Source organism: Pedobacter agri PB92 (assembly GCF_000258495.1).
GTDB lineage: Bacteria > Bacteroidota > Bacteroidia > Sphingobacteriales > Sphingobacteriaceae > Pedobacter > Pedobacter agri.
Genome location: NZ_AJLG01000110.1, coordinates 1 through 17,386 on the forward strand (window position 1 = coordinate 1; position 17,386 = coordinate 17,386).

The following is a 17,386-nucleotide window of genomic DNA, read 5'->3' on the forward strand; positions in this document are numbered from 1 at the left end:
ACGTACACACTAAATATCAGGCTCAAAGCAAATAGAATTTCGGCCATAACATTCCATTCTAAATAAATAAAGAACATGCAGAACAAACAAAGGCAAAAGCTCAACACCCCAAAAGCCTGCATGTTTTTGATCAATCGCAATCGGTAGCGCAGGTTTTTAATCTGGTTCTGCAATCCAATATTTCTTTCGGTTTCTTCATATTTAGCTTTCAAACTTCTAACCAACGCCGCCAAAGCCAGAAAGCGATTAGTATAGGCCAGCATAATTAAACTAATTGCAGGAAATAATAAAGCAGGAATATTTACGGTGAGTTCCATTAGATGAGATTTACCCAAAAATATTATTTTAAATGGATATCTGTTGATTTAACCGCAAAGGTTGCTAAATTTTCTGCGTAATGTGGTTAGTTTACTAGTTTTTAGTCCAGCACCAAAAAGAGCGACAACATGTTTAACATCAGAACTGAATAATAGATCCTTCTCTTTGAGATTAACCGCAAAGACACTTAGATTTTCACAATATAGCACCAACTTATGATGACTATCTCTTAATACTGGATTTAAATTTTTCTAAATGATCCGCTGTGCCATTTTCTGTGGATTTTTTGGGTAGAATAACTTTGTACACTTTCTAGCTAAAATGAAGGTTAGACCAGAAACCAATTCGGTCTCCACGATTTTTCTAAAATTAAATTTAAATTGCCTCCATGAATATCGAATTCAACAAAAACGAGGATATAAATAAACAGTTGGTTTACGAACTGAGAACGAAACTTAAAAAGATCTATCAGGGTGGTGGTGAAAAAAATGCCGCTAAGCAGAAAGAAAAAGGAAAGTTATTGGCTCGTGAGCGCATCGCATACCTCATCGATAAAGACTCAGACTTTTTAGAGGTTGGTGCTTTTACCGCCGATGGAATGTATGCCGAGCAAGGTGGTTGTCCTGCTGCAGGTGTAGTTTGTGGAATCGGTTACGTGAGCGGAAGGCAGTGTATGATTGTAGCCAATGATGCTACTGTTAAAGCGGGTGCATGGTTTCCAATGACGGCGAAAAAAAATCTCCGGGCCCAGGAAATTGCAATGGAAAACCGATTGCCTGTGATATATCTGGTTGATAGTGCCGGCGTATATCTACCCATGCAGGACGAGATATTTCCAGATAAGGAGCATTTTGGTAGAATGTTTCGCAATAACGCAATCATGTCATCGGAGGGGATTGTTCAGATCTCAGCCATTATGGGGGCTTGCGTGGCAGGTGGCGCATATCTGCCCATCATGAGTGATGAAGCGATGATTGTGGATAAAACCGGTTCTGTGTTTTTGGCGGGTTCTTACCTGGTCAAATCGGCCATAGGGGAAGACGTCGACAATGAAACCCTTGGTGGTGCAACCACGCATTGTGAAATTTCGGGTGTTACTGATTATAAACATCCTAATGATCAAGCCTGTTTAGATAGCATTCGCAATATTATGAGCATGCTCGGGGCACCTGAAAATGCCGGCTTCGATAGAATAAAACCTGCAAAACCTAAAGATAAAGAAGAACAATTATATGGAATTATTCCTGAAAACAGGGATAAGCAATACGAAATAATGGATATAATCAACCGCCTGGTTGATGGTTCTGATTTTGAAGAGTATAAACAGGGCTATGGACAAAGTATTGTTTGCGGCTTAGGCCGTATTGATGGTTGGGCTGTTGGAATCGTGGCCAATCAACGTAAAGTAGTCAAATCAAAAAAAGGAGAAATGCAGTTTGGAGGCGTCATCTATTCAGATAGCGCCGATAAAGCCAGCCGTTTCATTATGAATTGCAATCAGAAAAAAATCCCGTTGGTTTTTTTACAGGATGTGACAGGATTTATGGTAGGAAGCCGTTCAGAGCATGGCGGGATCATTAAAGATGGTGCTAAAATGGTCAATGCTGTAGCAAATTCCGTGGTTCCTAAATTTACCATCGTGATTGGAAATTCATATGGTGCGGGTAATTATGCCATGTGTGGTAAAGCTTACGATCCAAGATTAATCTACGCCTGGCCGACAGCAAAAATAGCTGTAATGGGCGGGGCTCAGGCAGCGAAAACATTACTCCAAATTCAGGAAGCTTCACTAAAAGCGAAAGGCGAAGTAATTACTCCAGAGAAAGAAGCAGAAATGCTGAAAGAAATTACGGATAAGTATGATAGTCAAACCACACCATATTATGCCGCATCGAGGCTTTGGGTTGATGGTATTATCGATCCTTTAGAAACCAGAAAAGTGATTTCGATGGGCATTGAGGCTGCAAATCAATCGCCAATCACAAAGAAATTTAGTGTAGGTATTATTCAAACTTAATTAAGCCTAAAAAATTAAAAAAATAACTCAACAACCTATGTTCGGACTATTCAGTAAAAAAAATAAAGGCGTAACCGTATATGATAACATTTGGATTTCAGAGGAAGCGAAATTTCGTGCTTGCCTGGAGATGAATAAGGCCAACCCTACAACCGTGTTTATTGCCTGGTTCGAAGAAACCAGAAGCGCATTGGAGAATTTTTTCCAGAGAAATAGTGTTGCAAAGCAGGTTCATTTAGCGGATCGCTTAAATGCAGATTTTGCAGATAAGGAACTGATATTCGTAGAACATCATCCATTAGCTAGCGAAGAACAGCGCAAAGCAACAGAATTGGGTAGAAATGAAATTACAGTTTTATCTGCTTTATCAGAGCCCTTATTTCGATTGTTTAACGGTGATAAGATTATCGAGATGATGAAAAAAATGGGAATAAACGAGGATGAAATGCTTGAAAATGGAATGATCACTAGTTCGATAAGAAAGGCTCAGGAAGAAATTGCCAAAAAGACAACAATTAGTGGTTCGTCCCGATCGCAGGCAGATTGGCTGCTAAATGCAGGAATAGGTCAACAATTCAGTTAAATACCATCGACTTAATATGAAAACTTATGTTTTAGGTCTGCTGATCAGTTTAAATAGTATCTATGCTTTTGCTCAAAAACTGAATAAAATCCATCAGGAAGCCATCTTGATTGATACTCATGGCGATATTCTTTTCAATCAAATTAAGTCAGGAATCGATATTGGAAAACTTCAGCCAAAAGGAAATTTCGATTTAGTTCGGGCAAGGCAAGGTGGTTTGGATGTTCAGTTTTTCTCCATTTGGTGCGATGAAACTGGCGGTTATGCTATCGCAAATCAACAGATAGATTCGCTCTACAGCCTAATTAGGAAATATCCTGATAAGATTCAACTGGTAACAACGGCTCAACAATTAGAAAATGTAGTTAAAGGCCAAAAGTTAGCTGCAATGATTGGTGTTGAGGGCGGGCATATGATTGAAAATCGGTTGGATTATATCGATAGTTTGGCCAAACGGGGAATGGCCTATCTTACTCTTACCTGGAACAACAGCACATCCTGGTCGAGCTCAGCAACAGATGAAACATCTGGAAAAGTCAAAGCTGAAAATGCCGGATTAAATAACTTTGGGAAGCAGGTTGTTCAACGATTAAATAAATTGGGCGTGCTGGTCGATTTATCACACGTAGGCGAAAAAACATTTTATGATGCTATTGCCACAAGTACAAAACCCGTAATTGTATCTCACAGTTGTGCTTACAGTATAAACCCTGTTCCCAGAAATTTAAAGGACGATCAGATTAAAGCTGTTGGAAAAAACGGCGGCGTAGTCTGTATCAATTTTTACAGTGGTTTTTTAGATCCGACTTTCGGTAGTAAACAAAAAGCTTTCCTTGCTAAACATGACAAAGAATTAAGGTTGCTGTCCGCCAAATATGGTAGGAGTAATGCCATTGATACGTTAATATCTAGTCATCAAACTGAAGCTGATGTTATCCGGCCGGCTGTAGCTTTGATTGTTAAACATATTAATCACATTGTGAAGTTAATTGGAATTGATCATGTTGGTTTAGGCGCTGATTTTGACGGGGCAGAATCTTTTCCGTTGGGTATGAATAGTGTAGCAGATTACCCTAAAATCACAGCAGAACTAATAAAAAATGGATATTCAGAAACAGATATTAAGAAAATTCTCGGCGGTAATGTGGTTAGGTTAATTAAAGCGAGTAGAGGGAGTTGAATTAAAATTTAGGATATTAAATTTCTTTGATACTGGAAATGGGGACTAGTTTGATGTTAATAAGTAAACTATGTTGACAATGCCCACTTGTCAACAAATGTTTTATGCGTTAAATTTGCACTACAATTAATGAATTTCAAACACACGATATAATGTCACAAGAAAACGAACACGTTCAGTGTTTAATCATAGGTTCTGGTCCGGCAGGTTACACAGCAGCAATTTATGCAGCCAGGGCAGATTTAAAACCAATTATGTACACCGGAATGCAAGCCGGTGGTCAGCTAACACAAACTACTGATGTAGAAAATTTCCCTGGTTACCCGCAAGGCATTATGGGGCCTGAAATGATGGAGGATTTTCGTAAACAGGCAGAACGTTTCGGCACCGACATCCGTTTTGGCTACATCAGTTCGGTAGATTTTTCTTCAACGCCGCATAAAGTTGTGGTTGATGAAATTAAAACCATTACTGCAGATACTGTAATTATTGCAACTGGTGCAACTGCAAAATGGTTGGGGTTACCAAGTGAACAACAATATAATGGATTTGGTGTTTCAGCTTGTGCAGTTTGTGATGGCTTCTTTTTCAAAGGGCAAGATGTTGCCATTGTAGGCGCTGGTGATACAGCTGCTGAAGAGGCAACTTATTTGGCTAAATTGTGTAAAACAGTGCACTTGTTGGTTCGCCGTGATGAATTCAGAGCTTCAAAAGCAATGGTTAGTCGTGTTTTGGCTACGCCAAATATCGTTGTGCATTACAATACTGAAACTCAGGAAATTTTGGGAAATGGTAAAAATGTTACCGCTGTAAAAGTAATCGATAACAAAACAAATATTTCTTCTGAAATTCCGGTTGAAGGCTTCTTTGTTGCTATCGGTCACAAACCAAATACCGATATTTTTAACGGGCAGTTAGATATGGATGAAACTGGCTATTTGTTAACAAAACCGGGCTCAACATTAACAAATGTAGAAGGGGTTTTTGCTTGTGGTGATGTTCAGGATATGTATTATCGCCAGGCAGTTACTGCTGCAGGTTCAGGATGTATGGCGGCACTCGATGCTGAACGATACCTGGCCGCAAAAGAGCACCCGGTAGAAGCTTAAAATAATTTATACCTCATAAAAAAAGAGAAATCAATACGGTTTCTTCTTTTTTATGGAATCTTATTTTCCATCAGAATTCGACGATTTTCAATCAGGCAAACGTTTGTTTTTAATTGTAACAAAAAAGTGAAATTACGGATGGGCTTGGAATTTCTATCTTGTATCAAATAACCTAAAGTCATCTTAAAAAACAAAACATGAACAAAGCATTATCGATTTTTATTGGAGTATTAATCAGTACAAGTGCATTTGCGCAGAGCGATCCCAACCTCGGAATCATACCTGCACCCGTATCCATTACCCGGGCAAATGGTAATTTCATTTTAGATAAATCAACAGTATTAATAAATCAAAGCATCGATGGCGCAAAATCGGCTGATTTATTGAACGCATTTATTGTAAACAAAGCTGGTTTTGCTTTACGCGAAAGTAAGGTTCCTCAGCCCAGTCAGAAAAGTATTCTGTTAACTTCAACCGGTTCAGATAAACTACCTGCTGAAGGTTATACCATTAAAGTTACGACTAACCAGATCACGATTGTAGGAAAAGGTGCCGGCTTATTCTATGGCGTTGAATCGGCTATGCAAATGATGCCAGATAAAATTGCTGATAAAATCACCGTTCCTGCTGTAACTATTGAAGATTATCCTCGCTTTAGCTATCGTGGAGCGATGCTCGATGTATGCCGTCATTATTTTCCACTTTCATTCATCAAAAAATATATCGATCACCTGGCATATTACAAAATCAACACTTTTCATTGGCATTTAACTGATGATCAGGGTTGGAGATTAGAAATTAAAAAATATCCTAAATTGACAACGGTTGGTTCTTCCAGGAACGGATCCATAATTGGTAACTACCCTGGTAACGGTAATTACTTAACACCAGTTAAAGGTTTTTATACCCAGGATGAAGCAAAAGAAATCGTTAAATATGCCGCGGAACGTTTTGTAACGGTTATTCCTGAAATTGAATTGCCAGGTCATGCTTCTGCAGCAATTGCTGCCTATCCTGAGTTAAGTTGTTTCCCTGATCGTGATACTTTTGTGAGCGATAAAACGCCTTGGGCTGGTTCAAGAAAAGGAAAACAAGTGCAACAAACCTGGGGCGTTTTTGATGATATTTTTGTGCCATCGGAAAATACTTTTACCATGTTGAATAATATACTGGATGAGGTAATTGCGATTTTCCCTTCAAAATATATTCACATTGGCGGCGATGAGGCACCAAAAACCTATTGGAAGGAATCTCCATTTTGCCAGGCTTTGATGAAGGAAAAAGGTTTGAAAGATGAACATGAGTTGCAAAGCTATTTTATTCAAACTATAGAAAAACACGTGAATGCTAAAGGCCGTTCGATTATCGGTTGGGATGAAATTTTAGAAGGCGGTTTAGCACCCAACGCAACTGTAATGAGTTGGAGAGGAGAGGCCGGAGGCATTGCAGCGGCGCAACAAAATCACGATGTAATTATGACACCCGGATCAATGGGTTTGTATATTGACCATAAACAATCGAATTCGCCTGATGAACCGGTAACCATTGGCGGTTTTGCACCTTATCAAAAAATATATGCCTACGATCCCATTCCAAAAGTTTTAACAGCTGATCAGCGTAAATACATCAAAGGTGTTCAGGCAAATATGTGGACGGAGTATATCAAAACACCAGAAAAAGCAGAAAACCATGCTTTTCCAAGATTATTGGCCTTATCAGAAATTGCCTGGAGCCCGGTTGAACGCAAAGATTTAAAGAACTTCTCAGAAGAGCGTTTACCAAAACATCTGGCTCGTTTAGATCAGATGAACATTAACTATTGGGTGCCAACACCAATTGGTCAGAGCGATAAGGCTTTATCTGGCGGTGATTTCACTATTGATCTGAAAGCTCCGGTCAAAGGTTCGAAAATTTATTACTCGCTGGATGGTTCACGACCTTCGGAGAATGCATTTTTATATACTTCACCAGTAAAGGTAACCGTGCCACAGGGAGAAAAAAGATTATTAAGAACCATTGTTATTGCACCAAGCGGAAAAAGAAGCGTAACTACTGAAACGCTTTTAAACAACGGTGCCCCTGAAGATAAAACTACAACCAAGAAGTAATAAATCGCTTGCATTGAAAAACTAAAATCATTAATTTGGGAAAAAAAAGTCCCAGCAAATGAAATTTAGAAGATATACATGGCAGCATCTCTTGTTAATTACAGGGATGCTGTTTTGTTTTGCATGTACCGAAGATAAACCAGCGGAAATTAAATCAGACATTCCTCCGGTAATTAAAAACCCCTTTAAGTTTTATATGGATATAGAGATCAGACCAGGACTAAATTTTGAAATTCTCAGTTGGGGGAAAGGCACAGATTCAATTGGTGGATACCAGATTTTGATGTCTGACTCAGTAAGAAATAATTATAAATCTGAAGCTGTGGAACGCAAAGGTATCATTACAGATGCCTGGAACATGGATCTTGATAATGATGGCAATCCTGAATTATATATACAACTTATAAGTAAACAAAATATTTTAGACTTAAATGTATTTGAATTTTCTGGTGGCGATTTTAACAAAATTAGTTTTCCTTCACTTAATATAAATAAAAAAAAGGTTAATTCCGGTAATGATAAATTTTTTATTAAGGATGGAAATTTATTCAGGTCTTTTCCTATAAAGGATGAAACTGATTCTACAAAAACAATTACAAAAACATACCAGTACAGCTTAAGAGGTAATAGTTTTTCTACGAGTGATGTGAAAAACGAATAATAAATTTGTTTCGAGGTGTCGTATCAATCAAATACCTAAAATCATAAACAAGCTTTGGTTACCTAAATTTATTTCAGGATCATTGAAAAATATTTATGCAAGAAAATCGAAAGTTCTCGTTCGTAAATCGTTTAAAAAGCTTTAAGCATGCCTTTAATGGATTGAGGCTGTTTTTCGTAAACGAGCACAATGGAAGAGTGCATTTATTTGCTGCGGTGATCGTTATCGGCTTATCTTTTTATTTAGAGCTTTCCAGCCACGAGTGGATTGCAATACTTTTTGCAATATCAGCTGTGATTGTAACTGAAATTATCAATTCATCCATTGAACAACTGGCAGATATGGTCTCTCCAGGATTTCATCCGAAAATTAAAATTGTGAAGGATTTAGCTGCTGCGGCTGTATTGTTTGCTGCTTTTTTGGCGGTTGCTATAGGGCTGATTATCTTTTTGCCCAAGTTATTTAGAATTATTGGCTAAGGTTGCTGCTCTTGATTCTTCCATTTTATCGTCGATAATTTTATCCCAGCGAGCCTGCATTTTATGGTTACTTCCGTGTTCGGTTTCATCATCATAATTGCGCTGCATCGTATCGAAATAATTACTGATCTCGTTAGCCAGTTGCGAAATTTGTGCTTTATAGTTTTTTACGGAATAATTTCGATTTTTTAATACCCTTTCAGCCTCTGAAAGTAATATATATTGGATATTTACGTGGCCTTGTTCATGGTGTAACAAACTCGCCCTCACATCTGGATTTTTGATTTTATCCCACTTCACCCATGATCTATTCTTATCAATCGTAACCTCATTTTTAAGGTTAATGGCTACCCGGTTCCGATAAATAGTTGATTCATAACTGTATTTCCAGGTCATAGCAGTTAAAGCAAAAAATGGCGAATTTTCTACAGCTTTGCCTTTAAAATGAGTTTCCCATTGTAATTGAACAGGTTCAGTAAAATCCTGTTTAAAACCAAAGGTAAATGGCAATATCAAAAGTATCAATATGGATAAAATCGGTTTTTTCATGTGTGATTTTATCAATGAAAAAACCGTGCCTAAAATTGGTCCGTAGAAGAAATCTGGCTGCTGATTCGTTCAAATTTCTCAATTAGTAGTGAAATTCTTTCCTTTTCCCTTTTAATTACAGCCTTTCTTAAAATCGTTGAACAAAAAAGAATCCAGAGTGCGGTTGACCCAATCGCAACCATTTTTTGATAGATATTGAAGTGCCCTAGAATTTCAACGAAATAAAAAATCAGTCCCAAAGACAATGCTATCGTATAAAACCAGTATAACGAGTTATAAAGGCTGTAACGATTTAATTGATAGCTTTTGAGGTTATTTAAATATTCATTCGGGTGAAGAGTATAGTCGGTTTTGGAAATTAATCTGTGGTCTCGATATAAGATTAAAGTATAAACGCCGATTGCAATCATAGTAATACTGATTCCAACATGTGTAGTCCATGAATTGAAATGATAAAACATCCATAACGCAGCAATTGCAATAAACGATGCAAGCATGCCCAGAATATTCAAGGCAGATTTGAACTTCAAGCCGTTCACTTCTTTTTTAGCTTGTTGCAGCATTTCATCAGCAGAAAGTTTAACTTCTACATCGTGTTTTTGCCACAACTCTTGTATTTGATCAAACGCTTGCATATTGATTATATAGTTCTGTTAATTTTTGTTTAATTCGATGAATTTTAACTCTCAAGTTGCCTTCGCTTATCCCTGATATATCGGCAATTTCGTGGTAGGGGAGCTCATCAAGCACCATGGTAATAATCAAACGATCATTTTCTTCAAGTTTCGAGATGCATTTATAAAGTAGCGCCACCTGTTCATTCTTTTCCGAAAATTCTTCTATTTTGTTCTCGATGATATTTTCGGTCAGTTCATCCTTCGCTTGTCTTTTTTCTGATCTTAAGTAGGTTAAACAGGTGTTAACGGCAATTCTGTATATCCAGGTCGAAATCAAAGATTTGTTTCTAAACTTATCCAGATTTTGCCAAACCTTTAAAAACGTTTCCTGCAGCAGATCGTTCGCAGCATCGGTATCGCCAGTATAACCATAACATAAATGGAATATTTTCTTGGAATTCGAATCGAAGATTTCTTTAAATAACTTGTCTTTTTGTTCCATTTACGGGATGATAAGTGCTTTTTAGATGGAGATTTGCGTTTTTTGTTACAGCGAAAATAGAAATTAAAATAATTTTTAAACAGCTGATGAATCAAAATTTGTTACACGCCTTAAATATCGTAGTTTTACCAAATTAACAGAGCCACAAACTTTTTATATTCATGAAGAAAAACAAACTCACGCTTTTCATTTTCCTGGCGCTGATTGCCGGAGTTGCATTAGGCTACATTTTGAACGTTAATTCGATCGATACCTATAATCAGAAAATTCTAAATGCTGATGCGAAAGTGAAAAGTATTGAAGTGAGCATTAAAAAAACAGCTGATACTACATCTGCAGTTTATGCTCAGCTCAAAGCCGAACGAAAAGTAAATGCCCAGATTAAAAAAGAAAACGAAGATATCAGGGAGAAAAAGCTTGAATATTTTACGCTTCTGAGCGATATCTTTCTACGTTTGATTAAAATGATTGTTGCGCCATTAGTATTTACCACATTGGTAGTAGGGGTGGCAAAAGTTGGTGATATTAAAGCAGTCGGACGTATTGGAGGGAAAACATTAGGCTGGTTTATGGCCATGTCGCTCATGTCACTCGTGTTGGGTTTGGTTTTAGTAAACCTTTTTGAACCAGGAAAACACATGCAATTGACGCTGCCAGATCAAATGGTAAATACCGGAATACAGAAAGCGGCGATGAGTGTAAAAGACTTTATTGCGCATGTTTTTCCCAAAAGTATTGCCGAATCCATGGCCACTAATGAAATCTTGCAGATTGTAGTTTTCTCTTTATTTTTTGGCGTAGCCACTGCCGCCATTGGCGATTTAGGTCAGGTGGTAATTAAAGCTTTTGATGCGATAGCGCATGTTATCTTAAAAATGACTGGTTATGTAATGAACTTTGCTCCATTAGCCGTTTTCGGTGCCATGACAGCAATCGTTGCAAAGCAAGGTTTAAATGTATTAAATACCTATGCCATTTTTATTGGCGAATTTTACCTGGGTTTAGGTATTTTATGGGCTGTTCTAATCTTTTTAGGCTTTTTAATATTGAAAAAACGCGTTTTCCGTTTGGTAAACGATATGAAAGAGCCAGCAATTTTGGCATTTAGTACAGCAAGTAGTGAAGCTGCCTATCCAAAAACTATGATGCTTCTGGAGCGTTTTGGTTGCAAGGATAAGATCGTGAGTTTCGTTTTGCCCTTGGGTTATTCCTTTAATTTAGATGGCTCAATGATGTACATGACTTTTGCATCGCTATTTATTGCTCAGGCCTATGGCATCCATTTAGGCTTTGAACAACAAATCTCGATGTTACTGATTTTGATGTTAACGAGTAAAGGAATTGCAGGTGTACCAAGAGCCTCTCTGGTAGTTATTGCCGGAACCATTGCCAGCTTTAATATTCCGGAGGCTGGTCTGGCTTTATTGATCGGTATCGATCCGCTATTAGATATGGGACGCTCTGCCACAAATGTAGTTGGGAACAGTATTGCAACCGCTGTAGTAAGTAAGTGGGAAGGAGAACTGAAAGATTAGTATAGCAATAAGTAAGAGTAAGAATGTAATACACAAATGATTTTGGTATGTCTTTACGTTCACTAAAATTTTTAAACTTTGCATCGTTTTACCAATATGCCAAATCACACATTCAATAAGTCATTCATTCAATAATTAATCAAAGTGTCAAGTAACGCAAAAAAGATATTCCTAGCCATTACCATCATCGTTCCGATGATCATTTATTGTTATATCTATTACAAACCCATTATTCAGAATGCGCCTTTCCGTAAGGCTGATTTTGTTTCGATGCAATTTAGTTATGGCTTGACAGATACTTTGGAAAATAATTATGATTCGAAAACCGGCGTTTATCAATATGTGAACAACAGAGATTCTGTGATTACGAAGAAGTTTTTCTTAAAAAGCGACGACATTTTATATATGCACAGGAAAGCAAATGAAATCGGACTTTGGAATTTTCCTGATACCATTGGGCAAAAGAGTGCTAAATCAAAATTGGTTCCCCGTTATGATATTACTTTCAATTACAAAGAAAAATCAAAACATGTTGTCATTTTTGGCGATTTCGACGGGAATCCGAAATTGTTGGATGCTGCTGTCCAAATGCGTAAGGTAATCCAGGAGACTTTAAACCAGGCAGAGATCAGATCAGGAAAGTAAATTCATTACCAATAATAACAAAGGCTTTATTAAGATGCTAAAATTTAGCGTTTTAATAAAGTCTTTTTCTTTTCGGAGATTTCGTATATTTACGATATATTCGTACTAAATGGAAAAATTAACAATTCAGGAAGAGGAAGCCATGCTTGCTGTTTGGCAAGTAGGAAAGGGTTTTATCAAAGATTTTATGGATGTTTTGCCTGAGCCCAAACCACCATATACCACCCTGGCATCTACAATAAAAAATTTAGAGAAAAAAGGTTATCTCATTAGTGAACGTTTTGCCAACGCCAATCGGTATGGTGCAAAAGTAAAAGAGGTTGAATATAAAAAGCGTTTCATGAGTGGCTTTGTGAATAACTATTTCCAAAGTTCGTACAAAGAGCTGGTCGCTTTTTTTGCAAAGGATAAAAAAATCAGTGCTGAGGAATTGAAGGAGATAATTAATCTGATCGAAAACCCAGAAAAATAATGCCATGCCATATTTCTTCCTTGTCTTATTGAAGATTAACCTGGTGCTGATTTTGTTTTCAGCAAGTTATTATCTCATCCTTCGAAGATTAACATTTTACTATCTTAACCGGGTCTTCCTGGTTTTTGGAATCGTTTTTTCTTCCGCTTACCCTTTTATTGATTTAACAGCCCTCTTATCGAGTCAACCCACCATTCCGGCTTTTATTCCAACTTTTAATCAAAATGTTAAGCAATTTGTGCAGCAGGATTCTGTTTCTATCCTTTGGCAGGTGTTAACTGTAGCGTTTTACATCGGTGTGCTGCTCATGGCAGTAAGGCTTTTAATTCAATTGATTTCGCTTCGGCAGATGCATCAAAAATCGGCGGCTGGCAAATTACAGAATTTCAACGTACGAATTTTGTCAGAAGAAGTAAGTCCTTTTAGTTTTTGGCAAACCATTTACATTAATCCGGCAATGCACAAGGGGCAGGATTTAAACAATATTTTGGAACATGAAAAAGTACATGTGGAAGAATGGCATACTTTAGATATTATTCTCGCAGAAGTTTGCGTGGTTTTTTACTGGTTTAATCCAGGAGTTTGGTTGATGAAAAAAGCGGTAAGAGAAAACATCGAATTCATCACTGATGCCAAAATACTGAAGAAAGGAATTGATAAAAAAGCTTATCAGTATAGTTTATTAGATGTTGTTAACCTACAGCCGTCTATCGCTCTTGTCAATAATTTTAATCTTTCAGATCTTAAAAAGCGAATTATCATGATGAATGCCAAACGTTCATCCAAAATGAATCTGTCTCGTTATTTATTGGTGTTACCGGTTTTAATTTTTGTAACACTAGCCTTTACCATCGATAAGAAAAATGTTCAGAAAACGATAGCGCCTTTAACCGATGTGCTTGAGATTACGCTACCGAATAGTGATACCAGATCTGCCATCATTAAGCCCGCGAAAGCCAGAAAGAAAGTTAAAATTGTCGCTTCCCGGCAGCAAAAAAAAGGTATCGATTCAGTTAAAAAAATGACTTTTATTTTTAAAACACAATTTGAAACTTCGGATACCACGCATCAATCTATCTCAAATGAATTGAATAAGCTCGTTGGTCAGGTAATTGATTTGAAAACCAATGCAATTGCGGAAAGGAAAGCCATTGTACAGCGATTTACTGTCAAAGATACCCTGAAGATCGATCACGCAACAATGGGTGTATTTTTAAGAGACGCAAATTCAAAACAGGCGGATAAGCCTATCAGAGGCACTATTAATAATGTAGTATTGATAAAAGCCCATAAAAAATTATCCGGCAGCGAAAATAGTACAGAAGTAATTACTAGTCTATCTAATAAAATCAATTATTATGTTGATGGAGAAAAGGTGTCTAATGCTGATATCAAAAACCTTGATGTTAACAAGATTTCAAATATTGAGATTGTAAAAGGTGATGAAGGTGCCATTCATATTAGAACTAAGCCGTAATTTACTTTCTACTAAATCTTTATCCAATCAAAGGGTAGAAATCTTTGAGCTTATGTTTGGTTCAAAGATTTCTACCATGTAATTTCTAGGTATTTGCTTTAATCGCAATGATGAATTTCTTTAATTCTCATTACTGTATTTCATTTTAAAAGTTGAATGTCGCTTTAAGCATGGCTACTCTTCCAGGAATTAAATATGTCCCTGTTGTTAACGCATTTGCTGATAGATAAATCGCGTCGAATTGTTTGATATTGGCGAGGTTGGTCATTCCAAACTCCAGATCAGTTTTAATCTTTAGCAATTTATATTTCACATTTGCATCAGCAAATAGATATTTCAGATTTGGCTGATTCGCCTGGTGCGTAAATAAATGCTCCGCTGACAGATTGAGATATACATTTTGCACTGTGGTAATAGCCAATGTAGATTGTTGTCTTAATTGTCGAAAACTTGTGTTAATTGCATCTGCAACATCTGCCCGATTATTGGTCACAGCATAAGTGGCACCATACGACCAGTTGATGAAATTGGTAAGCTTGGCCTCAATAGCGGCTTTGTATGAAATCGTTTTGGTATTAAATGGTAAAAGTTCACCGTTTTGAAGTTGGCTATATTTGCTTTGCGAAAAATTTACGCCTGCTGTGATAGTACTTTTCAATGCAAACAAATATTTGCTTGCGTTTGCACTTGCTGATAAGTTTTTAATATGGTTTTCCAACGGCAAGACAATTCTTTGCTGAATATTATTACTCAGGCTAAAAGATGAAATGGTATTAAGTTCGGTATTGCTGTAATTGGCTGATGCATTGAAAAAAAACATCTGCATTGCTTTCCTAAAATTAAATTCTCCTCTAAAGCTATGCGTTTTCGATTCAGAAATTGGGGCGTTGTTTGCAAATAACGAACGGTAATTTTTAAAACTGTTCCGCGATAAACATCATCAATTCCCCCCAGATCATTTTTATAAAAGTAGTTCGCCGAAACATAATTTTCTATCCCCGTTTGATATTTGATATTCAATGATGGGTTTAAAAATAGTTTATTTAAGCTATTATCTAGCGTATTTACAGGATCGTTATAATTGATGTGGTTGTAACTTACAGGTAAACTCAAGCCAGCTTTTAACTTATCATTGGTATATTCGTAAGTGGCGTCGGCATAAACTCTTCCTTTAAACCAATTGAGATCATTCACGGTACGTTCCGAAACCAGTTCAGAGCTTAAATCGTTCTGGATGCGGTAAAGCTCAGAGTTTAAGTTTTGCTGCTGAAGATTAAATCCAGTCTTATAGGTTTGGGCAAAACCACCATCTAAAAAGGCAAAAGATGCATAATTATTCGTGTACCAGGTGGGTAATTTAATGTATTGGCTCAAACCTAAGTAACTATTGCCGTTGTTCAGAATATCAGCATTTAAACCCGGTGAAATATTCAAATTTTCAGGTTGCGAAGTTCTGTTCAAATAGGAATATAGTAAGATTACATTTTCTGATTTTAATTTCTTCCGATAATTGAACTCATTTGAAATATCGAAAGTTTCCTGTTTTAAAACCTGACTTGCGGCCACGTTGTTGATGGCGAATGCTGAATTGGTTTTGAAAGGTGTGTAATCCAAAATGAAATTATTGTTAAAGTAATCATGCTCTGCATTTTTATTTAAGTTAAACTGGGCTCTTAATTTTTGTGGATTAACTTCATTATTTTGAAATTCGGCATAACTAATGGTTTGATCTGCTAAATAAGTTTGCGAAAATTTATTGTATTGTTGCCTCCGTTCATCAAATAGATAAGAAATATTCGCCCTCAGTTGCAAATCCTGATTAAACTTGAATAAGTTATTTAAATTAACTACACCCGCTTTATTGAATAAATACCTGTTTTGTGGAAGAGAAGGTACGCCAGCTGCGCCGGTAGACAATAAACCACTAGGCTTATTGTTGTCTAAACGTTTCAAATAATCAGCTAAATTATGTGAGGTTAAATCAATGCCAGGGTCATTGCCTATGTTATTTCCTTTAATGTTGTTGATGAATTTTAGCTTTTTGTTAAACAGCATGGCCGTCAGGTTTTCATCAAAACGATTTGGCGTTCCAGCACCAACTGTTGCGTCGCCCATTACCTTGAGTTTTGCATCATCTTTAATAACCAGGTTCAAAGCAACATCATCGCTGATATTATTTTTACGCATCATTTTAATGGGCTGGTCATTTTGGATAACCTGCACTTTGTCAACAGCGCCTTGAGGAATGCTTTTTGTACCGATGTTATACTTATCATCAAGCAAATTATCGCCATCTACATATAAATTAGAAATGGATTTACCATTGTAGCTGATTTTGCCATTTTCTGCCACCTCAATTCCAGGCATTTTTTTAAGTACATCGCCAATGCTCCGATCTTGTTTATCGGCAAAATCAGCAGTTCTATAATTTAAGGTATCGCCTTTGGAAGTTAATAAAGGGCGGTTTTTTACCGTTACCGTTTCCAAACTCGTTTCACTAGGAGCTAAGGTCAAATCCTGACTTTTACCTACATCCAAGATGGAAATGGATTGCTTTTTATAACCGATACTCGAAGCTTCAATTTTGTAACCGGTAACTTGATCGTTTTTAACAGGAAGATTAAATATCCCATCTTTATTTGTTCTGGTAAAGCTGATGATGTTCCCTTCGCTATCTTTCAGATTTACATTTACAGATTCAATGCCTTTACCTGCAGCATCTCTCACGGTACCCTTAATTGCTTTTTGAGCAAAAACAAATGTGATCCCCCAAAAAAGCAGCATGCTGATTAAAATAGCTTTTCTCATTTTTTCTCAGGAAGTTCTATAGGATTGTTGATTAGGCGTTTTACTATTGGCTGACCAGTAGGTGTTGATACGCTTCTTTTAAATGTTCCTTGAATACCGTTTGCTGCCATTTGTGCCTGCATAAAGCCTTGTGGATCTTTATCACGGGCTGCCTTTAGTTTATCAAGATCTTTTCTGGTGGTTTTTATGGCATCGGTTGGCAGCTTAATTTCCGAACCCAAATAGGTTGTGCTTGTTTCTATTCCGGTAATTTTTATCGTTCCGGGTATACCATTTGGCATGGTAATTTTTTGATCCCCATCTGGAGTATTTTTCGCGTCTTCTGC

18 protein-coding genes are annotated in these 17,386 nt (G+C 37.0%); 11 read left to right on the plus strand and 7 right to left on the minus strand.

The features are described from left to right. A partial coding sequence (locus ON09_RS15530; protein ID WP_010601982.1) for a DUF2721 domain-containing protein occupies positions 1-317 on the minus strand: 317 nt, incomplete at its 3' end. A 389-nt stretch (positions 318-706) separates the two neighbouring features. On the opposite strand from ON09_RS15530, the gene ON09_RS15535 reads away from it, so the two are divergent. The 7 genes from ON09_RS15535 to ON09_RS15565 all read left to right on the plus strand — a co-directional run bounded on the left by ON09_RS15535 (position 707) and on the right by ON09_RS15565 (position 8,455). Beyond that, entirely contained in the window at positions 707-2,335 is a 1,629-nt protein-coding gene (locus ON09_RS15535; RefSeq protein WP_010601983.1) for an acyl-CoA carboxylase subunit beta, read from the plus strand. Between the two features lie 37 nt (positions 2,336-2,372). Next, a complete protein-coding gene (locus tag ON09_RS15540) occupies positions 2,373-2,918 on the plus strand; it encodes a hypothetical protein (RefSeq protein ID WP_010601984.1) in 546 nt (181 codons plus the stop codon). A gap of 16 nt (positions 2,919-2,934) precedes the next feature. After that, positions 2,935-4,098, plus strand: a complete 1,164-nt coding sequence (locus tag ON09_RS15545) for a dipeptidase (protein ID WP_010601985.1) — start codon at positions 2,935-2,937, stop codon at positions 4,096-4,098. 152 nt (positions 4,099-4,250) lie between these two features. Beyond that, positions 4,251-5,207, plus strand: coding sequence for a thioredoxin-disulfide reductase (trxB, locus tag ON09_RS15550; RefSeq protein ID WP_010601986.1), 957 nt, complete (start codon positions 4,251-4,253; stop codon positions 5,205-5,207). Positions 5,208-5,404: 197 nt separating this feature from the next. Then, positions 5,405-7,315: a beta-N-acetylhexosaminidase gene (locus tag ON09_RS15555; protein ID WP_010601987.1), complete on the plus strand. Its 1,911-nt coding sequence runs from the start codon at positions 5,405-5,407 to the stop codon at positions 7,313-7,315. A 58-nt stretch (positions 7,316-7,373) separates the two neighbouring features. Further along, on the plus strand, positions 7,374-7,976 hold the full coding sequence (locus ON09_RS15560; RefSeq protein WP_010601988.1) for a hypothetical protein: 603 nt from the start codon (positions 7,374-7,376) through the stop codon (positions 7,974-7,976). A 95-nt stretch (positions 7,977-8,071) separates the two neighbouring features. Continuing rightward, the gene (locus ON09_RS15565) at positions 8,072-8,455 is read left to right on the plus strand and encodes a diacylglycerol kinase family protein (protein ID WP_010601989.1); all 384 of its coding nucleotides are present in this window, start codon (positions 8,072-8,074) and stop codon (positions 8,453-8,455) included. Here the strand turns inward: ON09_RS15565 and ON09_RS15570 are convergent. From ON09_RS15570 to ON09_RS15580, 3 genes are read right to left on the minus strand one after another with little or no spacing between them, the layout of a single operon-like run. Then, positions 8,435-9,004: a DUF922 domain-containing protein gene (locus ON09_RS15570; protein WP_010601990.1), complete on the minus strand. Its 570-nt coding sequence runs from the start codon at positions 9,002-9,004 to the stop codon at positions 8,435-8,437. The two genes, ON09_RS15565 and ON09_RS15570, sit on opposite strands and share 21 nt — an antisense overlap. A 29-nt stretch (positions 9,005-9,033) precedes the next feature. Beyond that, the gene (locus ON09_RS15575; protein ID WP_010601991.1) at positions 9,034-9,639 is read right to left on the minus strand and encodes a hypothetical protein; all 606 of its coding nucleotides are present in this window, start codon (positions 9,637-9,639) and stop codon (positions 9,034-9,036) included. Beyond that, entirely contained in the window at positions 9,626-10,123 is a 498-nt protein-coding gene (locus ON09_RS15580; RefSeq protein WP_010601992.1) for an RNA polymerase sigma factor, read from the minus strand. Before ON09_RS15580 ends, ON09_RS15575 begins: the two co-directional genes overlap by 14 nt. A 161-nt stretch (positions 10,124-10,284) precedes the next feature. Between ON09_RS15580 and ON09_RS15585 the strand changes: the two genes are divergently transcribed. From ON09_RS15585 to ON09_RS15600, 4 genes are all read left to right on the plus strand, one after another. Then, positions 10,285-11,658, plus strand: a complete 1,374-nt coding sequence (locus ON09_RS15585) for a dicarboxylate/amino acid:cation symporter (RefSeq protein ID WP_010601993.1) — start codon at positions 10,285-10,287, stop codon at positions 11,656-11,658. Positions 11,659-11,802: 144 nt separating this feature from the next. Further along, complete coding sequence (locus tag ON09_RS15590; RefSeq protein ID WP_010601994.1) at positions 11,803-12,303, plus strand: hypothetical protein; 501 nt, start codon at positions 11,803-11,805, stop codon at positions 12,301-12,303. 109 nt (positions 12,304-12,412) lie between these two features. Continuing rightward, positions 12,413-12,775, plus strand: a complete 363-nt coding sequence (locus tag ON09_RS15595) for a BlaI/MecI/CopY family transcriptional regulator (RefSeq protein ID WP_010601995.1) — start codon at positions 12,413-12,415, stop codon at positions 12,773-12,775. Between the two features lie 4 nt (positions 12,776-12,779). Then, the gene (locus ON09_RS15600; protein WP_010601996.1) at positions 12,780-14,252 is read left to right on the plus strand and encodes a M56 family metallopeptidase; all 1,473 of its coding nucleotides are present in this window, start codon (positions 12,780-12,782) and stop codon (positions 14,250-14,252) included. Positions 14,253-14,397: 145 nt separating this feature from the next. Here the strand turns inward: ON09_RS15600 and ON09_RS15605 are convergent, their stop codons facing one another. The 3 genes from ON09_RS15605 to ON09_RS15615 all read right to left on the minus strand — a co-directional run. Beyond that, on the minus strand, positions 14,398-15,078 hold the full coding sequence (locus ON09_RS15605; protein WP_157258978.1) for a hypothetical protein: 681 nt from the start codon (positions 15,076-15,078) through the stop codon (positions 14,398-14,400). Continuing rightward, the gene (locus ON09_RS15610; RefSeq protein ID WP_029204378.1) at positions 15,003-17,060 is read right to left on the minus strand and encodes a TonB-dependent receptor; all 2,058 of its coding nucleotides are present in this window, start codon (positions 17,058-17,060) and stop codon (positions 15,003-15,005) included. The genes ON09_RS15605 and ON09_RS15610 overlap by 76 nt, the downstream gene beginning before the upstream one ends. Continuing rightward, positions 17,057-17,386: hypothetical protein (locus ON09_RS15615; RefSeq protein ID WP_010601997.1), on the minus strand; the 330-nt coding region annotated here is incomplete at its 5' end. The genes ON09_RS15615 and ON09_RS15610, both read right to left, overlap by 4 nt.